Source organism: Pandoraea oxalativorans, from assembly GCF_000972785.3.
GTDB lineage: Bacteria > Pseudomonadota > Gammaproteobacteria > Burkholderiales > Burkholderiaceae > Pandoraea > Pandoraea oxalativorans.
Genome location: NZ_CP011253.3, coordinates 1,879,211 through 1,901,853, shown reverse-complemented (window position 1 = coordinate 1,901,853; position 22,643 = coordinate 1,879,211). Strand labels below are relative to the sequence as shown.

23 protein-coding genes are annotated in these 22,643 nt (G+C 62.3%); 13 read left to right on the top strand and 10 right to left on the bottom strand.

The genetic code is table 11. The annotated features are described in order from the left end of the window. The first annotated feature begins 104 nt into the window (after positions 1–104). Positions 105–1,304: an amino acid aminotransferase gene (locus MB84_RS08590; protein ID WP_046291481.1), complete on the top strand. Its 1,200-nt coding sequence runs from the start codon at positions 105–107 to the stop codon at positions 1,302–1,304. Positions 1,305–1,548: 244 nt separating this feature from the next. After that, positions 1,549–2,790, top strand: coding sequence for a polyhydroxyalkanoate depolymerase (locus MB84_RS08585; protein WP_046291480.1), 1,242 nt, complete (start codon positions 1,549–1,551; stop codon positions 2,788–2,790). 137 nt (positions 2,791–2,927) lie between these two features. On the opposite strand, the gene MB84_RS08580 is transcribed toward MB84_RS08585, so the two are convergent. Further along, the gene (locus MB84_RS08580; protein WP_046291479.1) at positions 2,928–3,566 is read right to left on the bottom strand and encodes a TetR/AcrR family transcriptional regulator; all 639 of its coding nucleotides are present in this window, start codon (positions 3,564–3,566) and stop codon (positions 2,928–2,930) included. A gap of 104 nt (positions 3,567–3,670) precedes the next feature. Between MB84_RS08580 and rsxB the strand changes: the two genes are divergently transcribed. Continuing rightward, positions 3,671–4,579: an electron transport complex subunit RsxB gene (rsxB, locus tag MB84_RS08575; protein WP_046291478.1), complete on the top strand. Its 909-nt coding sequence runs from the start codon at positions 3,671–3,673 to the stop codon at positions 4,577–4,579. 124 nt (positions 4,580–4,703) lie between these two features. Continuing rightward, positions 4,704–5,348: an endonuclease III gene (nth, locus tag MB84_RS08570; protein ID WP_046291477.1), complete on the top strand. Its 645-nt coding sequence runs from the start codon at positions 4,704–4,706 to the stop codon at positions 5,346–5,348. Between the two features lie 138 nt (positions 5,349–5,486). On the opposite strand, the gene MB84_RS08565 is transcribed toward nth, so the two are convergent. Together MB84_RS08565 and MB84_RS08560 are read right to left on the bottom strand one after the other, a co-directional pair. Next, positions 5,487–6,080, bottom strand: a complete 594-nt coding sequence (locus tag MB84_RS08565) for a malonic semialdehyde reductase (protein WP_046291476.1) — start codon at positions 6,078–6,080, stop codon at positions 5,487–5,489. A 91-nt stretch (positions 6,081–6,171) separates the two neighbouring features. After that, entirely contained in the window at positions 6,172–7,122 is a 951-nt protein-coding gene (locus MB84_RS08560) for a DMT family transporter (protein WP_084009673.1), read from the bottom strand. Between the two features lie 167 nt (positions 7,123–7,289). On the opposite strand from MB84_RS08560, the gene MB84_RS08555 reads away from it, so the two are divergent. After that, entirely contained in the window at positions 7,290–7,721 is a 432-nt protein-coding gene (locus tag MB84_RS08555; protein WP_039399351.1) for a DUF1841 family protein, read from the top strand. Positions 7,722–7,860: 139 nt separating this feature from the next. Here MB84_RS08555 and MB84_RS08550 read toward each other — a convergent pair whose 3' ends face one another. After that, the gene (locus MB84_RS08550) at positions 7,861–8,262 is read right to left on the bottom strand and encodes a c-type cytochrome (RefSeq protein ID WP_039403682.1); all 402 of its coding nucleotides are present in this window, start codon (positions 8,260–8,262) and stop codon (positions 7,861–7,863) included. Between the two features lie 46 nt (positions 8,263–8,308). After that, entirely contained in the window at positions 8,309–8,623 is a 315-nt protein-coding gene (locus tag MB84_RS08545) for a c-type cytochrome (protein WP_425415905.1), read from the bottom strand. 332 nt (positions 8,624–8,955) lie between these two features. Between MB84_RS08545 and MB84_RS08540 the strand changes: the two genes are divergently transcribed. From MB84_RS08540 to MB84_RS08525, 4 genes are all read left to right on the top strand, one after another. Next, positions 8,956–9,798 (top strand): AAA family ATPase, encoded by an 843-nt coding sequence (locus MB84_RS08540; protein ID WP_046291474.1) that lies wholly within the window; start codon positions 8,956–8,958, stop codon positions 9,796–9,798. A gap of 13 nt (positions 9,799–9,811) precedes the next feature. Then, positions 9,812–10,987: a vWA domain-containing protein gene (locus tag MB84_RS08535; RefSeq protein WP_046291473.1), complete on the top strand. Its 1,176-nt coding sequence runs from the start codon at positions 9,812–9,814 to the stop codon at positions 10,985–10,987. 140 nt (positions 10,988–11,127) lie between these two features. Beyond that, positions 11,128–12,324, top strand: coding sequence for a benzoate/H(+) symporter BenE family transporter (locus tag MB84_RS08530; protein ID WP_046291472.1), 1,197 nt, complete (start codon positions 11,128–11,130; stop codon positions 12,322–12,324). A gap of 79 nt (positions 12,325–12,403) precedes the next feature. After that, the gene (locus MB84_RS08525; RefSeq protein WP_046291471.1) at positions 12,404–12,748 is read left to right on the top strand and encodes a DUF2322 family protein; all 345 of its coding nucleotides are present in this window, start codon (positions 12,404–12,406) and stop codon (positions 12,746–12,748) included. Between the two features lie 138 nt (positions 12,749–12,886). Here the strand turns inward: MB84_RS08525 and MB84_RS08520 are convergent, their stop codons facing one another. From MB84_RS08520 to MB84_RS08500, 5 genes are all read right to left on the bottom strand, one after another. Next, complete coding sequence (locus MB84_RS08520) at positions 12,887–13,729, bottom strand: class I SAM-dependent methyltransferase (protein ID WP_046291470.1); 843 nt, start codon at positions 13,727–13,729, stop codon at positions 12,887–12,889. A gap of 116 nt (positions 13,730–13,845) precedes the next feature. After that, positions 13,846–14,382, bottom strand: a complete 537-nt coding sequence (locus tag MB84_RS08515; RefSeq protein WP_046291469.1) for a DNA-deoxyinosine glycosylase — start codon at positions 14,380–14,382, stop codon at positions 13,846–13,848. 5 nt (positions 14,383–14,387) lie between these two features. Continuing rightward, a complete protein-coding gene (locus MB84_RS08510) occupies positions 14,388–14,984 on the bottom strand; it encodes a chorismate--pyruvate lyase family protein (RefSeq protein WP_046291468.1) in 597 nt (198 codons plus the stop codon). A 223-nt stretch (positions 14,985–15,207) separates the two neighbouring features. Next, on the bottom strand, positions 15,208–17,094 hold the full coding sequence (htpG, locus tag MB84_RS08505) for a molecular chaperone HtpG (protein ID WP_046291467.1): 1,887 nt from the start codon (positions 17,092–17,094) through the stop codon (positions 15,208–15,210). Positions 17,095–17,377: 283 nt separating this feature from the next. Beyond that, the gene (locus MB84_RS08500) at positions 17,378–18,823 is read right to left on the bottom strand and encodes an aminotransferase-like domain-containing protein (RefSeq protein WP_052653070.1); all 1,446 of its coding nucleotides are present in this window, start codon (positions 18,821–18,823) and stop codon (positions 17,378–17,380) included. Positions 18,824–19,102: 279 nt separating this feature from the next. Between MB84_RS08500 and MB84_RS08495 the strand changes: the two genes are divergently transcribed. The 4 genes from MB84_RS08495 to MB84_RS08480 all read left to right on the top strand — a co-directional run bounded on the left by MB84_RS08495 (position 19,103) and on the right by MB84_RS08480 (position 22,611). Then, complete coding sequence (locus tag MB84_RS08495; RefSeq protein ID WP_052653068.1) at positions 19,103–19,474, top strand: DUF2917 domain-containing protein; 372 nt, start codon at positions 19,103–19,105, stop codon at positions 19,472–19,474. A gap of 143 nt (positions 19,475–19,617) precedes the next feature. Next, positions 19,618–20,304, top strand: a complete 687-nt coding sequence (locus MB84_RS08490; RefSeq protein ID WP_046293573.1) for a VOC family protein — start codon at positions 19,618–19,620, stop codon at positions 20,302–20,304. Positions 20,305–20,381: 77 nt separating this feature from the next. Further along, positions 20,382–21,278, top strand: a complete 897-nt coding sequence (locus MB84_RS08485; RefSeq protein WP_046291466.1) for a DMT family transporter — start codon at positions 20,382–20,384, stop codon at positions 21,276–21,278. Between the two features lie 142 nt (positions 21,279–21,420). Beyond that, positions 21,421–22,611: an aminotransferase-like domain-containing protein gene (locus tag MB84_RS08480; protein WP_046291465.1), complete on the top strand. Its 1,191-nt coding sequence runs from the start codon at positions 21,421–21,423 to the stop codon at positions 22,609–22,611. Positions 22,612–22,643: the final 32 nt, after the last annotated feature.

Sequence of the window (22,643 nt, the reverse complement as noted above, 5' to 3'; positions counted from 1 at the left end):
CCACAAGCGCGGGTAATCTTCGCTAAAATAGCCAGCTGGGCCGAACCTGCGTAAGTTGCGGCCGACCCGCAGCATTTTCCTACTACCTGCCTCGAGCCGTCGAAATGACTCTCTTTTCCGCTGTCGAACTCGCCCCGCGCGACCCCATTCTTGGTCTGAACGAAGCCTACAACGCCGATCACCGCACCGATAAGGTGAATCTGGGTGTTGGCGTGTATTTCAATGCAGAAGGCAAACTGCCCCTGCTCAAGGCCGTGAAGGCAGCGGAAGAACAACGTGTGGCAGCGGGCCTGCCGCGTGGCTATCTGCCGATCGAAGGCATTGCTGCGTATGACAAGGCCGTGCAGGAAATGCTGTTCGGCAAGGAATCGCCTGTGCTGGCCGAAGGCCGCGTGATCACCGCCCAGGCGCTGGGCGGCACGGGCGCACTGAAGATCGGTGCCGATTTCCTAAAGCAACTGAACCCGAACGCCACCGTCGCCATCAGCGATCCGAGCTGGGAGAACCACCGTGCCCTGTTCACGACGGCTGGCTTTAACGTCGTCTCGTACCCGTACTACGACGCCGAATCGCACGGCGTGAACATCGCCGGCATGCTGGACATGCTCGGCAAGGAACCGGAAGGCACGATCGTCGTGCTGCATGCTTGCTGCCACAACCCGACCGGCGTCGATCTGACGATGGATCAGTGGGCGCAAGTGGTGGAAGTCGTGAAGGCCCGCAAGCTGGTGCCATTCCTCGATATCGCCTATCAGGGCTTCGGCGACGGCATCGACGCCGACGCTGCCGTGGTGCGCCTGTTCGCCTCGACCGGCCTGAACTTCTTCGTCTCGAGCTCGTTCTCCAAGTCGTTCTCGCTGTACGGCGAACGCGTTGGCGCCCTGTCGATCGTGACGGGCAGCAAGGACGAATCGACCCGCGTGCTCTCGCAGCTCAAGCGCGTGATCCGCACCAACTACTCGAACCCGCCGACGCACGGCGGCTCGGTCGTCGCCGCAGTGCTGGGCAACGCCGAACTGCGCGCCCTGTGGGAAGAGGAACTGGCCGAAATGCGTGAGCGTATCCGCGCGATGCGCCTTGCACTGGTCGAAAAGCTGCGCGCTCACGGCGTGGAACGCGACTTCTCGTTCGTGATCAAGCAACGCGGCATGTTCTCGTACTCCGGCCTGACGGCCGATCAGGTCGAGCGTCTGCGCGAAGAGTTCGGTATCTATGCCGTGAGCACCGGCCGTATCTGCGTGGCCGCGCTCAACGACAAGAACATCGACACCGTGGCGTCCGCCATTGCACAAGTGCTGCGCTGATCGATCGACGGTTTGCCGCGGTCATCGATCGGGGCTACCGTTGCGACAGAAAAGCCCGCCCACCGGCGGGCTTTTTTGCGCCCCGAATTGTTGCATTGCAGCAACGATAGTTAATAACAATGGGTCGAATAATCTAAAACTATCGACCTGATGCACAAATGCCATATATCAGGGTTATGCTGCGTTGCACACCCGCGATAAACGGTTGCATAATTCCCCCATCATCCGCCTCAGGGCACATAACATGCTGTATCAGATTCATGAGTACAACCGTGCGTGGCTGAATCCTCTCACCACGTGGGCAAAGGCGGCGGCGACGACTTTCGTCAACCCGGGCAGCCTGCTTGCCATGATGCCGGGCGCGCCCCGCATCGCCGCCGGATATGAATTGCTCTACCGGCTTGGCAAGGACTACGAAAAGCCCGAATTCAACATCAAGGCAGTCGAAGTGGACGGTTACAACATCCCGGTCGTGGAAATGTCCGCGATGGAGAAGCCGTTCTGCCGTCTGCTGCGTTTCAAGCGATACGCCGACGACGCGAGCGCCGTGGGGCAACTCAAGGACGACCCGGTCGTGCTGGTCGTGGCCCCGCTCTCGGGTCACCATGCCACGTTGCTGCGCGACACCGTTTCTACGTTGCTTAAGGACCACAAGGTGTACATCACCGACTGGGTCGATGCGCGTATGGTGCCGCTCGATGCGGGGTCATTCCATCTGGATGACTACGTTGCGTACATCCAGGAATTCATCCGCCACATCGGCGCTGAGAACCTGCACGTCATCTCGGTCTGCCAGCCGACGGTGCCTGTGCTCGGCGCGATCTCGCTGATGGCGTCGAACGGCGAGAAGACGCCCAGGACCATGACGATGATGGGAGGCCCGATCGACGCTCGCAAGAGCCCGACGTCGGTCAACTCGCTCGCCACGAACAAGTCGTACGAATGGTTCGAGAACCACGTGATTCATGCGGTGCCCTCGAACTACCCTGGCGCCGGACGCCTCGTGTATCCGGGCTTCCTGCAGCACGCCGGCTTCGTCGCCATGAATCCGGACCGCCACCTGAAGTCGCACTGGGACTTCTATCTCGATCTGATGCGCGGCGACAGTGATGACGCCGACTCGCACCGCCGTTTTTACGACGAGTACAACGCGGTGCTGGATATGGCGGCCGAGTACTATCTCGACACCATCAAGACGGTGTTCCAGGACTTCAGCCTCGCGAGCGGCACGTGGGATGTGGCGGGCCAGCGCGTGCGTCCGCAGGACATCAAGACCACGGCGCTCTTCACCATTGAAGGCGAGTTGGACGACATCTCCGGCAGCGGGCAAACGCAAGCTGCGCACGACCTTTGCACCGGCATCCCGGCCAAACGTCGCGCGCATTTCACCGCGCCGAAGTGCGGGCACTACGGGATTTTCTCCGGCAGCCGCTGGCGTAACGTGATCTATCCGCAGATTCGCGACTTCATCGCGAAGAACGCCTGACCGTCGTTCGGTAATCCCGACGGACATACGAAAACCGCCGCGAGAGCATGGGCTCTCGCGGCGGTTTCGTTTTGCGGCCTTCGGATCGGATGCCTCGTCGGAGGTCTCATCGAACTCCGCAGATCGCGGCCATCCACTTATCGCGTGCGCAGTGAATCCAGCAGCATCTGCGTATTGAAGGACGAGTACGTTTTTCGCGACTCGTCGCTCATGACATCGCGCCCCATCACGATGGAAAGCGTATGTCGATTCGACATTACGTAATACCCCATCGCCGAGATCGTCACGTACAGGTCGACCGGATCGACGCCCTGACGAATTTCGCCACTGGCCTGACCGCGCTTCAGGGTCTGCGCGAGCAGTTCCACGATCGGTGAGACCTGCTGACGAATTTCCGTCGACTGACGCATCGACTTCGCTTCGTGCAGATTTTCGTTATTGATGAGTTGGATCAGTTCGGGGTGATCGGCGTAGTAGTCCCACACGAAATGGGCGAGTTCGGCCACGGCCTCGAGCGGCGCAAGCAGATCGAGTTTGAGCGCATGTTCGGCGCGATTGAATTCGCCATAGACCTCTTCGAGCACGGCCAGATACAACTGATCCTTGTTGCCGAAGTAGTAATAGAGCATTCGCTCATTGATGTCGGCTCGGCGTGCGATGCTGTCCACGCGAGCACCACTGGAACCACGTTCCGCAAATTCCTCGATCGCAGCGGCAAGAATGCGCTGGCGGGTGCGTTCCGGGTCACGTTTGATCTTCGTTTCTGATGTTGTCATGATCGGCCGGTCGTTCTCATCGGGCGGAATTATGGCACAACGGTTTCAGTGTTTCTGCAAAATGCAGGATAATTCTAGTTTCCGCCGAATCCCCTACAAAAGACGTGTCCGAAGTCAGCGCGCTCGCCCAGCGCATCGATGCCCTATTGCCCCAGACGCAATGCACCAAATGCGGTTACGCAGGTTGCCGTCCGTACGCCGACGCTATCGCGAGCGGGCAAGCCAGCTATAACCAATGCCCGCCGGGCGGGGCCGAAGGTGTCGAGCGCCTTGCGAAGCTGCTCGGCCGCCCCGTCATTGCGCTCAATCCGGAGAACGGCGTCGAACGCCCGCGCCCACGGGCTGTGATCGACGAATCGCTCTGCATCGGCTGCACCCTGTGCATTCAGGCCTGCCCGGTCGACGCCATTGTCGGCGCGGCCAAATTGATGCATACGGTCATAGAAGACCGCTGCACGGGCTGCGATCTCTGCGTACCGCCCTGCCCCGTCGACTGCATCGACATGGTGCCGGTGACCGGAGAACGTACCGGCTGGGACGCCTGGTCGCAAACGCAAGCCGACGAGGCTCGCGTCCACTTTGAGGCCCATCAGGCGCGTCTGGAAAAGGACAAGGCGCAGCGTGAAGCCCGTCTCGCGGCACGCGCTGCGCGCGTTGCACCCGAACCGCAAGGCACGCCCACCGCAGAAAACGTCCAGCCGCAGATCACGGCACCTCACGCGGAAGCACCGTCGGTTTCGAAAGATGGAACCGCAGGCGCAGCGGCCGCCGACGACGAAGCGGCAACGGCAGCGGCAGCGGCACGCAAACACGCGATCATTCAGGCTGCGCTCGAACGCGCTCGCCAGAAGAAGGCCGCGTTGGCCGCCGAAGGCCTGGGTCCCAAGAACACCGAAAATGTGTCAGCGGCGGTGCAGGCGCAGATCGACGAAGCGGAGGCTCGGCGTAAGCGGCTGGGACTTGAAGCAGGCAGCGACGCTCCGGGTGCCGAAAACGCTAAAGACAACGATTGATGTAGGGCCTGTTCGCCAGAAGTGCGAAGCTCGGACGCTTAGGACGGACGACAAACTAGCCACCCGACGGGCTTCTCAACGTCCCCGATAACAAGACAAACGCCACGCCACACGCGCCCCCGCCATGAACGACGCCAAACGCCGTGCCCTGTTCGAGACACTGCAACAGCTCAACCCCACACCGACGACGGAGTTGGAATACACGTCGCCCTTCGAGTTGTTGATCGCGGTGCTGCTCTCCGCACAGGCGACCGACGTCTCGGTGAACAAGGCCACCCGCAAGCTTTACGCCGTGGCGAACACACCCGCAAAAATGATTGCGCTCGGCGAGGCTGGCGTGTCCGATTTCATCAAGACGATCGGGCTGTATCGCACGAAGGCGAAAAACGTCATCGCCACCTGTCAACTGCTGTTAGACAAGCATGGCGGGGAAGTTCCGCGATCGCGTGAGGCGCTCGAAGCATTGCCGGGGGTTGGCCGCAAAACCGCGAACGTCGTACTGAATACGGCGTTCGGCGAAGACACGATTGCCGTCGATACGCACATTTTCCGAGTTGCCAACCGCACGGGACTGGCGCCCGGCAAAGATCCGCTGGCCGTCGAACTGGCCCTGGAACGCGTGATACCTCGCGAGTTCAGACATGACGCGCATCACTGGCTCATTTTGCACGGCCGCTACGTATGCAAGGCACGCAAGCCGGAGTGCTGGCATTGCGCCATCGAACCGCTCTGCGACTTCCGGCCGAAAACACCGGCGCCGAAAGCGTGACACATCATTAACGCTCGTCGACATCGGCCACGGTGGGTGCGAGCACAAACGACAACGGGCGGCCCCATATCGGGACCGCCCGTTTTGTTTCTACGCCTCAGGCATCACATGCTGTCGTGTAGCGTCGCCAAACTTACGTCAGATAATGCGCGCCGCTTCGTCGAACGACAAACGCGGGTTGCGAGGGAACAGCTTGTCCTGATCGCCGTAGCCCAGATTGCAGATGAAGTTCACACGCCATTCGGTGCCAGCAAAAAACGTATCGTTGACCTTCTGAGCGTCGAAACCGGCCATCGGACCGCAATCCAGACCCAGTGCGCGGGCAGCCAGAATGAAGTAGCCGCCTTGCAGCGAGCTGTTCATGTGGGCGGCGCCTGCTGCCTTGGCGGCATCCCCCGAGAACATCGGCACCATCTTCTCCGCACCGTTCGGGAACAGTTTGGGCAGGTGCTCGTAGAACTTCAGGTCATACGCAATGATGGCCGTCACGGGGGCCGTACGCGTCTTGTCCACGTTCCCGGGCGCCATGCAGTCGATCAGCTTCGCCTTGGCCTGCGCACTCTTCACGAAGACAATCCGGGCAGGCGTCGTGTTGGCCGACGTCGGGCCCCATTTCACCAGATCGTAGAGTTCGCGCAGCGTCTCGTCGCTGACAGGCTTATCGAGCCACACGTTGTGCGTGCGGGCATCGGTGAACAATTGGGCGATGGCTTCTTTGGCAATGATGCTCATGACGAGTGACCTCGGGTGTTGAATAGCGAACGAAGGGCGATTGTACCGTTGCCGCCCGACGGGCGCTGGCGCGCCAAAAATGCACGTGGAATCAGGCGTTTGCCGATGTCCCACGCGCGGACAGCCAGAGCACGCCCGCCAGAATGAGTGCCCCGCCCGCCCACTGTCCCGCCGTGAGCGTTTCGCCGAGCAGCATGGCCGCGAGCAGCACCGTCACCACAGGCTCCAGCGTCGAGAGCATGGAGGCGCGTCCCGCGCCAAGACGCTGCAAACCGGCGAAGAACGTCAGAATCGCGATGACGGTAGAACAGACGGCGATCGCGGCGAGCGCCGCCCATCCGCCGATCTCTGGAGGCCAACGCAACGGCAGTCCCTGCAAGTGACGTATCGCCGCCATTCCCCCGAAAGATACCGTCGCCGCGAGACAAACGAGCGTTGCCGTCGCCCGTGCGTCGATGCCCCACGTCAGCCGGGCACCCACGACGATGTATCCCGAATAGATCAACGCGGCGGCAACGGCCAGCGCCATGCCCAACGGCTGCCCCTCACCGCCGCCGACGGTCAGGGCTGTCCCCAGCGAGCAAAGTACCAGCGCACCGAGCTTTACCGGCGTCAGGCGTTCATGCAAAAAAACGGCCGCAAGAAGTGTGACAAACACCGGGTAGAGGTAAAGCAGCAATGCGACGAGCGACGCCTGTGCATACTGCAACGCGCCAAAGAAACACAGCGATTGGCCGACGTAGCCGATGCCGCCCATCAGCGCGATATGCAACGACTGGCGGCGCGACGGAAAGCGGACCCGCCGTATGCGGCACCAGAGAAGCAGCAGCATGGCCGCGACGAAGAAACGGAACAGCAGCATGGCAAACATGTCCGCCCCGGAAGCCGTAGCTGCGCGCGCGAAAATCGCCATCGCCCCGAACGCCGATGCCGAGATGGCGATCAATGCAATGCCGCCCCACGCGGACGGCGGGGTGTGAGGCGAGGCGGGAACGCCGTTCGGTGCGGTGCCTGCGGCGGGGATACGGGGGCTTTGCGACATGATTACGCGATTTGAGGGACAATACAGCGTGATTTACATGCGTTACTGGCGCGTCCCGTCCATCACCGGCACGCCCGGCGTCTTGCGGTCTCGTGCGAACGGATTCGCCATTGTGGCCACCGCAAGGCGCGCCGCAAGACGCCTCAAAAGAACCCCACGGAGTCCCCATGTTCAATCCGAGCCGCGACGAAGTCCGGCAATTCTTCTGCACCACGTGGCAAAAACAGCGTGACGGCAATATCCTGACGCCACTTGAAACGATTGCCGCCGACTGGATCAACGAACATCCCGAGTACCACGACGCGCTCGCCGATACCGAAGACGCCAGCGCACGCGATTACTCGCCGGAGGCGGGCCAGACCAACCCGTTCCTGCATTTGTCCATGCACCTGGCGATCAGCGAGCAGGTCTCCATCGATCAGCCGCCCGGTATCCGCGCCGCGTACGAAAAGCTGACGAATCGTCTCGACTCACCGCACGAAGCGCAGCACCGCATCATGGAGTGTCTGGGGCAGACGCTGTGGGAAGCCCAGCGCAGCGGTCAGCCGCCCGATTCGGACGCCTACCTCCAGCGCATCGAGCAGCAGGCATCGCGCTAAGCGCCCTCCGGTGATAGCGGCAGCACGCATATGACGTGGCACCGTCGGCGCGCACTGCACACGCATCAACGAGCGCACGAACGCAAACGACCGTTGCCCTCACAGCAACCGTCGTTTTTTCATGCAGACGTCGAAACGCTTACTTTTTCGTCACGAGATCGCCGGGCAGCGACTCGATGTAAGCGGAGATGTCCTTGAGCTCCTGTGACGTGAACGGACGCGGCTTGCCGTCCTTGTCGAGCGTCGCCGGATTCGACATGACCTGCGTCTTCATAATGGCGTTGCTGCGGCCATACACCAGACTGTGTTCGTTCTGATACGCACGCAATGCGTTATAGACGTAATCCGCGTACTGACCAGCCAGCTTCGGGTATTCCGGGGTGATCGGCGCGTTCAGGTTAGCGCCGTGGCAACTGGCGCACATACCTTTGTCGACGAGCGCCTTGCCGTTGGCGATATTGCCCGCGGCGACTGCATTGCCGCTCGTTGCGGCGAGCATCGCGCCCAGCGTCAGGGACACCGCCGCAGCGGCCTTTGCCATCGAATGCATCGAATGCTTCATCGTGTTCTCCTCAGCCACGCACGTTTTACTTCTGGGGATTGACCGGCGTCGACGCCGTCTGCGCCGCGTAGTACGCGGCGATGTCGACGATGTCCTGTTCGGTCAACGTGGCTGCGATGCCATGCATCGTCTGGAACTTGCGATCGCCCTTCGAGTATTCCTTCAGGGCGTTTTCGATGTACTTCGCGTTCTGTCCGCCGATCTTGGGGACGTGATACACCTCGGGGAACGCGGTGCGATAGTCGGCAATGCCGTGGCAGCCGATACACATGGCCACCTTGCTCTTCGCCGCCTCCATATCGGGCTTGAGTTCGGCCGCATGAAGAGCGCTGACCGACATGAACGACGTGCTGCCAAGCGCCAGCGCCATCATCGTGAGGAACTTTTTCATGGTCTTCTTGGGAACGTTTTTGGTTGGAATACCGGCCCGCAACACGCAGATCGACGTCCCGGCTCCAAGGCGGTCGACCTGTGAAAAAAGCAATCGATTATAACCCACACCCTCCGAGGCGCAAACTCGGTGCTGACCCGCACAGTTCTCCGAAGTTTTTCCGCAAGCCATTGATGTGAATGCACATTTTCAACGCGCGAGCGAGCCATATGCGCAATGTCTTATACTGAACTTTTTCCCTGCCCGGCCGGTTGGCCGGCTGTTTGCGGACGGCTCTGACAATGCGCTTCGAAGGCTCTTCCCAATACGTCGCCACCGACGACCTCAAGCTCGCCGTGAACGCGGCGGCCACGCTGCAACGACCGCTGCTCATCAAGGGCGAACCCGGCACCGGCAAGACCATGCTCGCCGAGGAAGTGGCCGCAGCCCTCGATATGCCGCTGCTGCAATGGCACGTGAAGTCCACCACCAAGGCACAGCAGGGACTCTACGAATACGACGCCGTGTCGCGGCTGCGCGATTCGCAACTGGGTGACGAGCGCGTACGCGACATCGCCAACTACATCGTCAAGGGCGTGCTCTGGCAGGCGTTCGAGGCCGACCAGCCGGTCGTGCTGCTGATCGACGAGATCGACAAGGCCGACATCGAATTCCCCAACGACCTGCTGCGCGAACTGGATCGCATGGAGTTCTATGTCTACGAGACGCGGGAACTGGTGAAAGCCCGCCACCGTCCGCTCGTCATCATCACGTCGAATAACGAGAAGGAACTGCCCGACGCCTTCCTGCGCCGTTGCTTCTTCCACTACATCAAGTTCCCGGAACCGGCGACGATGCAGTCGATCATCGACGTCCACTTCCCGAACATCCGTCGCGAACTGGTGAACGCCGCCATGGCGACGTTCTTCGAAGTGCGCGAGATCCCCGGCCTGAAGAAGAAACCGTCGACGTCGGAACTGATCGACTGGCTCAAGCTGCTGATGGCCGAGGAAATCGGCCCGGAAGCGCTTCGTAGCGCCGACAACAAACTCGCCATTCCGCCGCTTGCGGGCGCTTTGCTCAAGAACGAGCAGGACATGCACCTGTTCGAGCGGCTCGTCTTCATGAATCGCGCCAACCGATAAGCGCGCTCACGTCATGCTGATCGACTTCTTCTACACCTTGCGCGCGGCAAAATTGCCGGTCTCGGTCAAGGAATACCTGACGCTGCTCGAAGCGCTGCAGCGTCAGGTGATCGCGCCCTCGCTCGACGAGTTCTACTATCTGGCGCGCCTCTCGCTCGTCAAGGACGAGAAGCACTACGACAAGTTCGATCAGGCGTTCGGTGCGTATTTCAAGGGCGTGCAACACATCGTCGACGCCTCCGGCGAAGTGCCGCTCGACTGGCTCAAGAAACGGATGCAGCGCGAGTTGTCCCCCGAAGACAAGGCACGTATTCAGGCGCTGGGCGGACTCGACAAGCTCATGGAACGTCTGAAGCAACTGTTCGACGAGCAGAAGGGGCGGCATGAAGGCGGCAGCAAGTGGATCGGCACGGGCGGCACATCGCCGTTCGGCAACGGCGGCTTCAACCCCGAAGGCATCCGCATCGGCGGCGAGAGCAACGGCAATCGCACCGCAGTCAAAGTATGGGACCAACGTACGTACCGCGACTACGACGACACCGTAGAGCTGGGCACACGCAACATCAAGGTCGCACTACGCCGTCTGCGCAAGTTCGCGCGTGAAGGCGCGGCCGAGGAGCTCGATCTCGACAACACGATTCGCGCCACGGCGGCCAACGCTGGCTGGCTCGATCTGAAGCTGGTGCCCGAGCGTCACAACAATGTGAAGGTGCTGATGCTGCTCGATGTGGGCGGATCGATGGACGATCACATTGCGCGCACGGAAGAACTCTTTTCGGCCGCGAAGTCGGAATTCAAGCATCTCGAGTTCTACTATTTCCACAACTGCGTCTACGACTATCTCTGGCGGCAGAACCGTCGCCGTCACAACGAGCGATTCGAGACATGGGACGTGCTGCGCAAATATCCGGCCGACTACAAGCTGATCTTCGTGGGCGACGCGACGATGAGTCCGTACGAAGTGCTGCAACCGGGGGGCTCCGTCGAGTACAACAACAAGGAAGCCGGTGCGGTCTGGCTGCGCCGCTTCATCGACCGGTACCCGCATCACGCATGGCTCAACCCTGAGCCGGAAGCCATTTGGCAATATCGTCAGTCGATTTCGGTGATCCGCCAGCTCTTTGCGAATCGTATGTATCCGATTACGCTCGCGGGGTTGGAATCGGCCATGCGGGTGCTAAGCAAGTAACGTCGAAATCCCCGCATCACAGCAGATACACCGCAGATGCACGGCATAGCGCGCCGTCCGCACACAACGGCACGCCGTACCATGCGGCAGAACCGCCGCACATTACAACCACAACGCAACCAAAGAGACAGCACGCCATCATGACGTCGAGCACCGCTCCCCTGCCCCCGCTGCGCCCGCTGGCTGACACTTCGCCGTCGGCCATCGTGGCCGGCTTCGTGGCGATGATGACCGGCTATACCAGCTCGCTCATCCTCATGTTCCAGGCCGGACAGGCCGCCCATCTCACGCCTGAACAGATTTCGTCGTGGATCTGGGCGCTGTCCATCGGCATGGGATTGACGACCATCGGGCTATCGCTTCGCTACCGCACCCCCGTCGTTGTCGCGTGGTCGACGCCGGGCGCGGCCTTGCTGATCACATCGCTGCCGGGTGTGCCGTACGGTGAAGCCATCGGTGCGTTCATCGTCTGCAATGCGCTCATCGCAGTCTGCGGACTGACGGGGGGCTTCGAGACGATCATGCGGCGCGTGCCGCCCGCGTTGGCGTCCGCGCTGCTGGCGGGCATTCTGTTTCGCATCGGACTGGAGATTTTCGTCGCCGCGCAGCACCAGACGGCACTCGTGCTCTCCATGTTCTTCACGTACCTCATCGTCAAACGACTCGCCTCGCGCTACGCCATTCTGTCGGCGCTGATCGTGGGCACAGCCGTTGCCGGCGGACTGGGGCTGCTCGATTTCAGTCATTTCAACGTATCGCTGGCGAAGCCGGTATGGACCACGCCGTCGTTCTCGTTGTCGGCGACGATCAGCATCGCGATCCCGCTGTTCGTGGTGGCCATGGCGTCGCAGAACGTACCCGGACTCGCCGTCCTGCGTGCGGATGGTTACAAGGTCCCCGCATCGCCGCTGATCTCGACGATGGGTATCGCGTCGGTGCTGCTCGCGCCGTTCGGCTCCCACGGCATCCACCTGGCGGCCATCACGGCAGCCATCTGCACGGGACGCGAAGCGCATGAAGACCCCGCGAAGCGTTACACCGCAGCGGTGTGGTCAGGCGTCTTTTACCTGATCGCCGGGACATTCGGCGCGACCATCGCTGCGCTATTCGCGGCATTTCCGAAGGCGTTGGTCGTCTCCATTGCAGCACTGGCCCTGTTCGGCTCGATCATGAACGGGCTGGCGAACGCCATGCACGACACGAAGCAACGCGAAGCCGCGCTCATCACGTTCATGGTGACCGCCTCGGGCCTGACGTTGCTCTCCATCGGGTCCGCCTTCTGGGGACTGATCGCCGGGGTGGTGACGCTGGCGATTCTGCAATGGCGACGCACCTGATTCCGCCCGGGCCGGAGTGATAACATTCGGCCCGCAGCGATTTCAATTCATCTGACGTAACCGCAGGAGCAGTACAACCATGGCAGTCATCGAACCGACCCCGGTGTTCAAGGAAAACCTCGCCCAGATGGCCTCTATCGGCGGCATCGAAGGCATCGCGCGCATCGACTTGCGCAATGCTGGCGGCGCCGTCGTGGGCACCATCGAAAATGCACCGGGCAAGCAAGGCTCGCTCGCCGTCTACCACTACCTCAAGCAAGCCTTCGGTACGCTCGACGCCAAGGCCGCCGAGCATGCACTGGCGGTCTTCGGCGAGCACACCGCGGATGCACGCAACCGTCCGGGCGCGCACCCGAACGTCGACCGCCTGCTGGCGATCGTCGCCGGTGGCGAAGCGCTGACGATCGACGAAGTCGCCGCCTGACGCGGGTCGGTGTACGGTCCCTGCGTTTAGGGACTGCACGCCGCGCAAAAGAAAAAGCCAGCCTCTCGGCTGGCTTTTTTGCGTCTGCCGCAAACGGCGGCTTCTGCAATACAGCGACGCGTAGCTACGCGAACAACGTCAGACCGTCAGTACCGGACCGCCGTCGCCATTCTTCTCGCGAAGCTGCTTGACCCAACGCTTCGCAGGCAAGCCGGTCGCGGCTTCCACCACCTTGGCGCGCGCTTCCACGTCCTTCCATTCCACCGACAGCAGCGGACCGTTGAACGCCAGCACAATGACGTTGCCGTCATGCACTTCCGGGAATTCGATCACACGGTTGTCGAACGCCTGACGCAGACGACGGATATTCTTCGGATAGCTGTCGTGATCGCCGAAGAGGTTCATGGTCAGCATGCCCGGCTCGCGCAACGTGGCGCGGCATGCCTTGTAGAACGCCGGGGTGTCATGGACCGGGCCGCGGGCGGTGGCGTCGTACAGATCGATTTGCAGGACGTCGACAGCACCGTGATTTGCGGTGTCGGTGACGTAGTCCCACGCATCCACTTCCAGCACCTTCAGTCGACGCGAATCGCTCGGCAGATCGAACATCGTGCGGGCAGCGACGACCACGGCCGGGTTCAACTCAACGGCTGTCACTTGCGTGCGCGGGAACTGCTTGGCCGAAAACTTCGTAATCGAGCCGGTGCCGAGGCCCAGTTGCACCACGTGCTTCGGTGCGCGCATGAACAGCAACCACGCCATCATCTGCTGCGCATATTCCAGTTCGATACGATCCGGCTTCGACAGACGCATCGCCCCTTGCACCCATTCCGTGCCGAAATGCAGGTAACGCACGCCACCGATTTCAGAGAACGTCACCGGCGCGAAACGCGGCTTGTACGTGGGGCGCGGTGAACGGGCGGCACGGTCGTCGGCGACGAACGCTTCGGCTTCGATGGATTTGCGTTTGATGAGGGTCATGTGTCCTTCAGTATTGCTCGGGATATTCCGATGGGTTCGCATTGTACCGGGTTCACGCGCTTCGCCTGTCGGTGACGGGGTTCTCCCCGCCGTAAGCGCAACGTTTCACGTCGCCCTCAGCGAGCAGATGAGACGTCCGGCGTTCCCAGCCAGTCACGCAGTACCAGCCAGGCGTCGCGTTTGGTCGCGAACGGGATCGTATAGGCGGGGCTGCTCGACGGTAGCAGCACGACCGGCAACGGTACGTTGGCCTGGGCGAGTGCGCGCTGGCCAATGCGCGCTGCCGTGCCGCCATTGAAGGCGATCGCGCGCAGCGACGGCAAGGTGCCGATCAGGCCCGCGAGGTCGCTGCCCGCATGCAATCGGATGTTGCTGTCGAGACTGCCCTCGCGACGCGCCTCCGCCACCACATCCCAAAGCCCCACGCCGTGGGCGCGCAGCACGTCGAGACGTGCTTCGTAGGGGAGCGTCGGCAGCGCTTCGCCCACGACCTCGCCCACCAGATGCCAGAAACGATTCTGAGGATGCGCGTAGTACTGCTGGTGCGCGAGCGAGACCTCGCCGGGCAAGCTGCCGAGGATCAGGACACGTGTGTTGGCGTCCACCACTGGCGGGAAGTTGCGTTTGAGTTCGGGCACGGATGGCGTTGGCATGGCGCTCAATCGTTCACCGTCTCGCCATGCATCGCTTGCAAACGACGCCAGAAGCGCGGCAGAAACGCCTCGGTGACGAGCAGCGGGGCACCATGACGCAAAAACACCGAACGACGGGCCCACAATCGCGCGCGCGGGTGGGCATTGACGAGCGGGTCCCGTGCATCGTGTCGCGCACGACCGTGCAACAGATGGCGTGGTCCAAGCGGACTGGACACCAGCTCGGAACGGGTGACCGTAGGATCGTGATAGAGCAGATCGGCGAGCGGACGGGTACGCAGGCGACGCATCGTCTGCCAGATTGAACGGCTATGCGTGAGCGGCGTGACGCTGTGCGCCACAACGACCGGCTCGTCGTCGACCAGCAGGATGACGTCGCGCGCCCACATCGGCGTACGCAACGGCACGCCAATCGCACGGCATTGATCTGCGTCGGCGGGCATCACCCGTTCGGCCACCACGCGCACGCTCACCCGGCCGAGCGTGGACAAATGACGCGTGAGTGCGCCGCCCCGGGTCAGCCAGTCCTTGTGACGACGCGACAGCGCCGGTGCCGGGACAGCCTGCCAGCGCCGCCCGCTTACATCGAATCGGAAAGTCATGGCTCGGCATTATAAGGGCGCAACATGTCGGCGCGCCGCTCACGCGGCGTCAGTCGGCTGCGGCTATGCCCCCCGCAAACAAAGGCGTCACCGGCCGTTGCCGGATTCCGTCGGACAAGAAAAAGCCCCCGCGACATTTCGTCACGGGGGCCTTCGTCGCTACGAGGACAACACTACGCAGACGGCGTTACGCCAAAACAGTCCCGTCGTCTGTGCTATGTGATCAGCGTGCGGACAGCAGCAAGGCGTTGGTACGCTTTACGAACGCCGCCGGATCTTCCAGATTGCCGCCTTCGGCCAGCAACGCCTGTTCGAACAGGAGCTGTGTCCAGTCGGAGAGGTCGGCGCTCTCGGCCGTGAGACGCTTGATCAGCGCATGCTCCGGGTTGATCTCGAGAATCGGACGGAACGCCGGCATCTTCTGACCGGCCGCCTTCATCAGGCGTTGAAGCGTGCCGCTCATGTCGTTCTCGTCGGACACCAGACACGACGGCGAATCGGTCAGACGGAACGTCACCCGCACGTCCTTGGCCTTGTCGGCGAGCACTTCCTTCATCTTTTCGACGAGCGGTTTGAGGTCGTCGCTGGTCTTCTCCTGCGCTTCCTTCTCAGCGGCGTCTTCCAGCGCGCCCAGATCCAGATCGCCGCGCGCCACGCTCACGAGCGCCTTGCCGTCGAACTCATGGACGTATGAGAGCATCCATTCGTCCACACGGTCGGTCAGCAACAGCACTTCCACACCCTTCTTGCGGAACACCTCGAGATGCGGGCTGTGACTTGCGGCCACCCAGTTCTCCGCCGTCACGTAGTAGATCTTGTCCTGACCTTCCTTCATGCGGCTGACGTAATCGGCCAACGATACCGTCTGCTCGGCCGAATCGTTATGCGTGCTCGCGAAACGCAGCAGCTTGGCGATGCGTTCACGGTTGGCCTGATCTTCGCCGGTGCCTTCCTTGAGCACCTGACCGAATGCGCCCCAGAACTGGGTGTACTTATCCTGCTGGTTCTCTGCCAGATCCTCCAGCAGACCGAGCACGCGTTTCGCGCACCCTTCGCGGATGGCCTTCACATCGCGGCTTTCCTGAAGAATTTCGCGCGAGACATTCAACGGCAGGTCTGCCGAATCGACGACACCACGCACGAAGCGGAGGTAGTTCGGGAGGAGTTGCTCCGCATCGTCCATGATGAAGACGCGCTTCACGTACAGCTTCAGGCCACCTTGCGAATTGCGATCCCAAAGGTCGTACGGCGCGTGACCCGGCACGTACAGCAGTTGCGTATATTCGCTGCGCCCTTCTACGCGGTTATGCGTCCATGCCAGCGGCGCCTGCATGTCGTGCGCGATGTGCTGGTAGAACTGCGTGTACTGCTCGTCGGTGATCTCGCTCTTGCTGCGGGTCCACAACGCGCTCGCCTGATTGACGGTCTCGTCCGTCTCGGCGGGGACCATCGCCTGCTTTTCTTCGTTCCACGACTCGCCGCGCATCACGATCGGCAGGGAAATATGGTCCGAATACTTGCGGATGATCGATTGCAGTCGCCACGACGACAGCAACTCGTCCTCGCCCTCACGCAGGTGCAGCGTGATGGCGGTGCCACGCGACGCGCGTTCGATAGTCTCGACCGAGAAGTCGCCCTCGCCTGCCGACGACCAGCGCACGCCCTCTGCGGCGGGCAGCCCGGCACGACGCGATTCGACCGTCATGCGGTCGGCGACGATGAAGCCCGAGTAGAAACCCACGCCGAACTGACCGATGAGGGCGGCGTCCTTTTGCTGATCGCCGGACAGGTTCGAGAAGAATTCCTTGGTGCCGGACTTCGCGATGGTGCCGAGGTGCGCAACGGCTTCATCGCGGCTCATGCCGATGCCGTTGTCCTCGATAGTGATGGTGCGGGCGTCCTTGTCGAACGACACGCGAATCTTGAGTTCCGGATCCTGCTCGTACAGCGCTGCGTTGTTGATCGCTTCGAATCGCAGCTTGTCGGCGGCATCCGAGGCGTTGGAGATCAGCTCGCGCAGGAAGATTTCCTTGTTGCTGTACAGCGAATGAATCATCAGTTGCAGAAGCTGTTTGACTTCTGCCTGAAAGCTCATGGTTTCTTGCGCCATGGTCGGGAACCCTCATGAATCGGTGAGATGAATGGAATGTCCGGCGTGTCAGCCCGTATCGCCGCCGGGCGCACTTGTGCGCGCGCGCTGCCGCAACGGCGGTACAGGTCGGAACATAGGGACGGGCGGCGTGCATTTCAAGGCCACCAGCAAGGTTATTTCAACGCTATTTTGCTGACGAATGAGCCAAATTAGCGGGAAAAGCCGCAAGACCCGGCAAAAGCCCAAAGCCAGGGCTCGCATAAGGGCGTACTGGCCGCCGTCGCCACCGGCTCATTCCGTCTCATGCCGCCAACTCCAATTGTCGCGACAGGAACGACAACATGGACGGATCGCTGCAGCACGCGATGTTCATGCGCATCCACGTGCTGGGGGCCTGACGCGGCGAGAACAACGCCCCCGGCGCAAACAGGAAACCGGCCTCGTGCCCGGCGGCCGCAATGGCGTTCGTGTCGATGCCGGTATCGACCCAGAAGAACATGCCGGAGGTCGGTTCGCCGAACATGCGCAACCCCATACGCTCCAAATTGCGTCGCGCGCCGTCGCGGACCTCGTCCAGACGGGTACGCAACCGCTCCACGTGACGTCGGTAATGCCCTTCGGTCAGCGCCTTGTAGACGATGCGTTCGTTGATCTCCGGCGTGGTCGATCCCGACAGCATTTTGTGGTCGACGAACGTCTTCGCCAACTCCGGCGAACAGGCGACGAACGCCACACGCAGGTTCGCCGCGAGGGTCTTCGAAAAGCTCCCCATGTAGATCACGCGCTTGAGCTGATCGAGACTCGCCAGACGCGCCACCTGCTGATGCGGCGGACACAGATCGCAGTAGATATCGTCTTCCAGCACCATGAAGTCGTACTGCTCCGCGAGACGGAGAATCTGGAATGCGCGGGCGGGCGTCAGCGACGTGCCCGTCGGGTTCTGCAGAATCGAATTCAGAATGAGCAGCTTGGGACGGTGCTGCTGCACGAGCCGCTCCAATGCCTGCATGTCGAGGCCGTCCGGCGTGTAGGGCACGCCGACGGTATTGGCCCCCTGCGACGCGATTCGGCCGAACACGACGAACCACGCCGGATCGCCGACGAGTACCGTATCGCCCGCACGCACGTACAGCCGCAACAAGAAGTCCACAGCCTGCGTAATCCCGGACGTCAACACGATCTGGTCGGGCCTCGCGCCGATTTCCAGCTCCGCGAGTTGCGTCTGTAGTTGGACACGCAGCGGCAGAAAGCCCAGCGGATTGCCCGCCTGGAGCAAATGCGCGCTCGACTGTCGGCTCATCGAGCGCATCGCAGACGTCATCATGTCCGCGTCGAGCCACGTCGCAGGCAGATACCCCATGCCCGGGCCGCGCTCGGGGGCCACCTGATGCAGCATGCTACGTACGAGCCATGCGACATCCAGCGGCCCCTGCGTGACCATCGGTGCGGCCGCATTTTGCGGCGGCATAACCGGTCGCTCGCGCACGTAGAAACCGGACCCGCGCCGGGCTTCGAGATACCCCTGTGCCACCAGTCGCTCGTACGCTTCGACAACGGAGAAACGCGAAACGCGTTTGTCTTCCGCCAGCGAGCGGATCGACGGCATGCGCATGCCCGGCAGAAAAACCCGCTCCTCGATACGCAGCCTTGCCCAGTGCACCAACTGATCGACAAGCGTCATTCGCGCGGTGTCCAGCGCGGCGTTGTCCGCAAGAATCAGCGGAGAAATGCGGTTCGTTGTCGTCATCCTCATTCACCTGTGTCGTGCCCCGGCAGGACACGCGAGATACGCATCACGCGCAGGTCGTGCCCGCGCGTGCAGTGCTTCGGGGAGCAGCGATCGGTGCCCCCACCCGGTTGACAGCCCCATTCGTATCGAAGTGTCTGCCCCTGCCGCTCATGGATTGCCACTCTACGCCAGCCAGTATCCCTGTCAACTCATAACTGTACCGAGAACTACCTCACCATCTGTATCGGTACTGTACCGGAGTTAACCGATAAAGTGTCCTCTCAACTGGAGACCGCCATGCGTGAAATCCGATTTTTCGAACTGGACCGGGAACAGACCGTCGTCTGGCAGAGCCCGGCTGCCGAACCGCCGCAGTCGCTGCAAGTGTTGCAGGGCCTGCTCTGGCTGACCGTGGAAGGCGAACCGCACGACCATTGGCTGCGTGCAGGCGAGAGCTTCGAGATTCGCGGCGGGCAGCGCGTGTGGCTGGGCACCTGGCAGGAAGGCGCGCGCATGCGTGTGAGTCAGCCCGCAAAAACGCTTTCTGCGTTGGGCCGCGGACGCGTACTCGGTACCGGATTGCGGGTGGTGTGGCGCAACCTTGCGGTGCGTCTGGCGAATCGCACGAAGCGAGCCGACGGGACGGTAGCGCGACTCTCGCGCGGTTAACTCAGGCAACACGAGACGCGCAGGTCATGCTGTCGACCGTTCCTGCCGGACTTGCCGACGCTGGCCTCGGAAGACGCGGCATCGGCGCGCAGGCAGAGTAAGCTATCGTTTTTTGTCGCCCGTCTTTGCTGCCCGAACCGAACATGACCGCACCTCACGCCCTGAAACTGGACCATCTCGTCGTCGCCGCAGAAACGCTGGAAGCGGGCGAAGCGCACGTCATCGAGCAACTCGGCCTCACGGACGTCGTGCCGCAACGCGGCGGCAAGCACGCCCGCATGGGGACACACAACAGTTTGCTGGGTCTGTGGGGCGGCGCCTATCTGGAGATCATCGCCATCGATCCGGAAGCCCCCGCACCGGGCCGTGCGCGCTGGTTCGGTCTCGACGATGAAACCGTTCGGACGCGCCTTGCTCGCGGTCCCTACCTTGCGCACTGGGTGGCGCGCGTCGATCGTCCGCGGTCGCTGCCGCGCTGGCAGGCGCAGTATCCGCAACGCCTGGCGCCGGTCGTGGCGATGCAGCGCGGCGCGCTGACGTGGCAGATCGGCGTGCCCGACGACGGCAGCTTGCCGTCATGGCAAGGTGCGGGGCAGGGCCTGCTGCCGACGCTGATCCAGTGGGATTCACCGCAACATCCCGCAGATGCGTTGCCGTCTGCGGATTGCGCCGTCACCAAGCTGCGTGGGTTCCATCCGCAGGCGACGGTGATCGCAGAACAATTGCAGTGGCTGGGCGCCGATGCCCTCATCAACGTCGAAGCAACGCTGGTCGAGCCGTCGCTCGCGGCAGAAATCGAAACCCCCGACGGCCCGCGCACCTTGCGTTAGGCCGCACCCGATCCAAACGCCCGGCACAGTGCATGGCGGGCGGACAACATAGAAACAGAGAACCACGAGGCGACACCATGAATTCGCGCGAATCCCGGGGCATGCTGATCGGATTGATCGGCGTGCTCATCTTCAGTCTGACGTTGCCCATGACGCGCATCGTCGTGGCGGAAGTCAATCCGCTGCTTAACGGACTGGGACGCGCGCTGGTTGCGGCCGTCTTCGCGGGCGCACTGCTCTGGTGGCGCAAGGAACCGTGGCCGACGTGGCCACAAGTCAAGAGTCTGGCCATCACCTCGCTCGGCGTGATTATCGCCTTCCCCGTTTTCTCGGCGTGGGCCATGAAAACCATCCCCGCGTCCCACGGGGCCGTGGTCAACGGCCTGCAACCCTTCTTCGTCGCGATCTACGCTTATTGGCTGGGTGGCGAACGTCCTTCGCGTGGCTTCTGGGTGTTTGCCCTGCTCGGCAGCGCCCTCGTGGTTGCCTTCGCGCTTCGTGCCGGTGGCGGTAGCCTGCATGTGGCGGACGGACTGATGCTGCTTGCCGTCGTCATTGGCGCACTGGGTTATGCAGAGGGCGGCAAGCTCGCGCGCGACATGGGCGGCTGGCAAGTGATCTGCTGGGCGCTCGTCGTCTGCGCACCGGTGTTGCTGGTGCCGGTCGGCTGGCTTGCGTGGCAGCAACCATGGCCCGTGAGCGGCAAGGCCTGGGGCGCGTTCGCCTACGTCACCCTCTTCTCGCAGTTCATCGGCTTCTTCGCCTGGTATGCCGGTCTCGCCATGGGCGGCATCGCGCGCGTGGGCCAAGTACAATTGCTTCAGATTTTCTTCACGATTGCGTTGTCCGCGCTCTTTTTCGGCGAACAGGTCGATGCGCTCACCTGGCTGTTCGCCGCCGGTGTCGTACTGACCATTGCACTCGGCAAAAACATGAAGATCGGCGCCTCGCGACTCACGGGCAAACCGGTCTGACGACACGTCGCGGCGCATGCGATCCCTGCGCCGCGATGGGTCAGCCCCCCTGACGTTGCGCGCGCCTTCACGCGCCCGGCAACCGCAACGCTCGATACTCGCGGCCGCTCAGAAAAGGCCGCATTCTCAAAGCGAGACCATCATGCACGATTGGCAATATTCCGAACGCGCCCGCAATCTGACCAGCTCGGCCATTCGCGAAATTCTCAAGGTAACCGAGCGCCCGGACGTCATTTCATTTGCTGGCGGCCTGCCCTCGCCCGCCACGTTTCCCGTCGCACAAATGCGGGAGGCCGCCGATCGCGTCCTGACCGAATCGCCGCAAGCGGCGCTGCAATACAGCGCGACGGAAGGCTTCGCGCCCCTGCGCGAATGGGTCGCCAAGCGTTACTCACGCGACGGCCTGACGATTGCGCCGGAGAACGTACTGATCACCACCGGCTCGCAGCAGGGCCTCGATCTGATCGGCAAGACCTTCATCGACGAAGGCAGCCGCGTGCTTGTCGAGGCACCGAGCTATCTGGGCGCACTGCAATCGTTTTCGTTGTTCGCCCCGAAGTACGTGCCGGTGCCGACCGACGATCACGGCCTCCTGCCCGAGGCACTGACGCCGGAACTGGTGGCAGGCGCACGCTTCCTGTACGCCATGCCGAACTTCCAGAATCCGACGGGGCGACGTCTGCCGATGGCACGACGCGAGGCGCTGGCCGCCATCGCCAAACGCGACGGCCTGGCCATCATCGAAGACGACCCCTATGGCGAACTCGACTATGAAGGCCAGCGATTGCCGAGCCTCATGTCGCTCGCGCCGGAGCGCGTGCTGTACATGGGATCGTTCTCCAAGGTGCTCGCACCGGGATTGCGACTCGGCTTCATCATCGGCCCGAAGGCGGTGATCGCCAAGCTGGTGCAGGCCAAGCAGGCCGCCGATCTGCATACGCCGAGCCTGACGCAACGCATCGCATACGAAGTGGTCAAGGATGGCTTTCTCGACACGCACATCCCGTCGATTCGCACGCTCTACGCCGCACAGGCGCAGGCCATGCTCGCTTCGCTGAAGGAGCACATGCCAGCCGACGCCACGTGGACCACGCCTGCAGGCGGCATGTTCATCTGGTTGACATTGCCTGCAGGCATCGACACCATGCAGTTGCTGGAGAAAGCGATCGCGCAGAATGTCGCGTTCGTGCCCGGCGCGCCCTTCTATGTCGGGACGCCGCAATCGAATACGCTTCGACTGTCGTTCGTCACGGTGCCGCCCGAGAAAATCGAAATCGGTGTCGCGCGTCTTGGCGCGCTGATCGCCGACGCGCTCACGCGCCGCGCCGCCTGATCCGCCACCGGATTCGATGATCCGCGATTTTG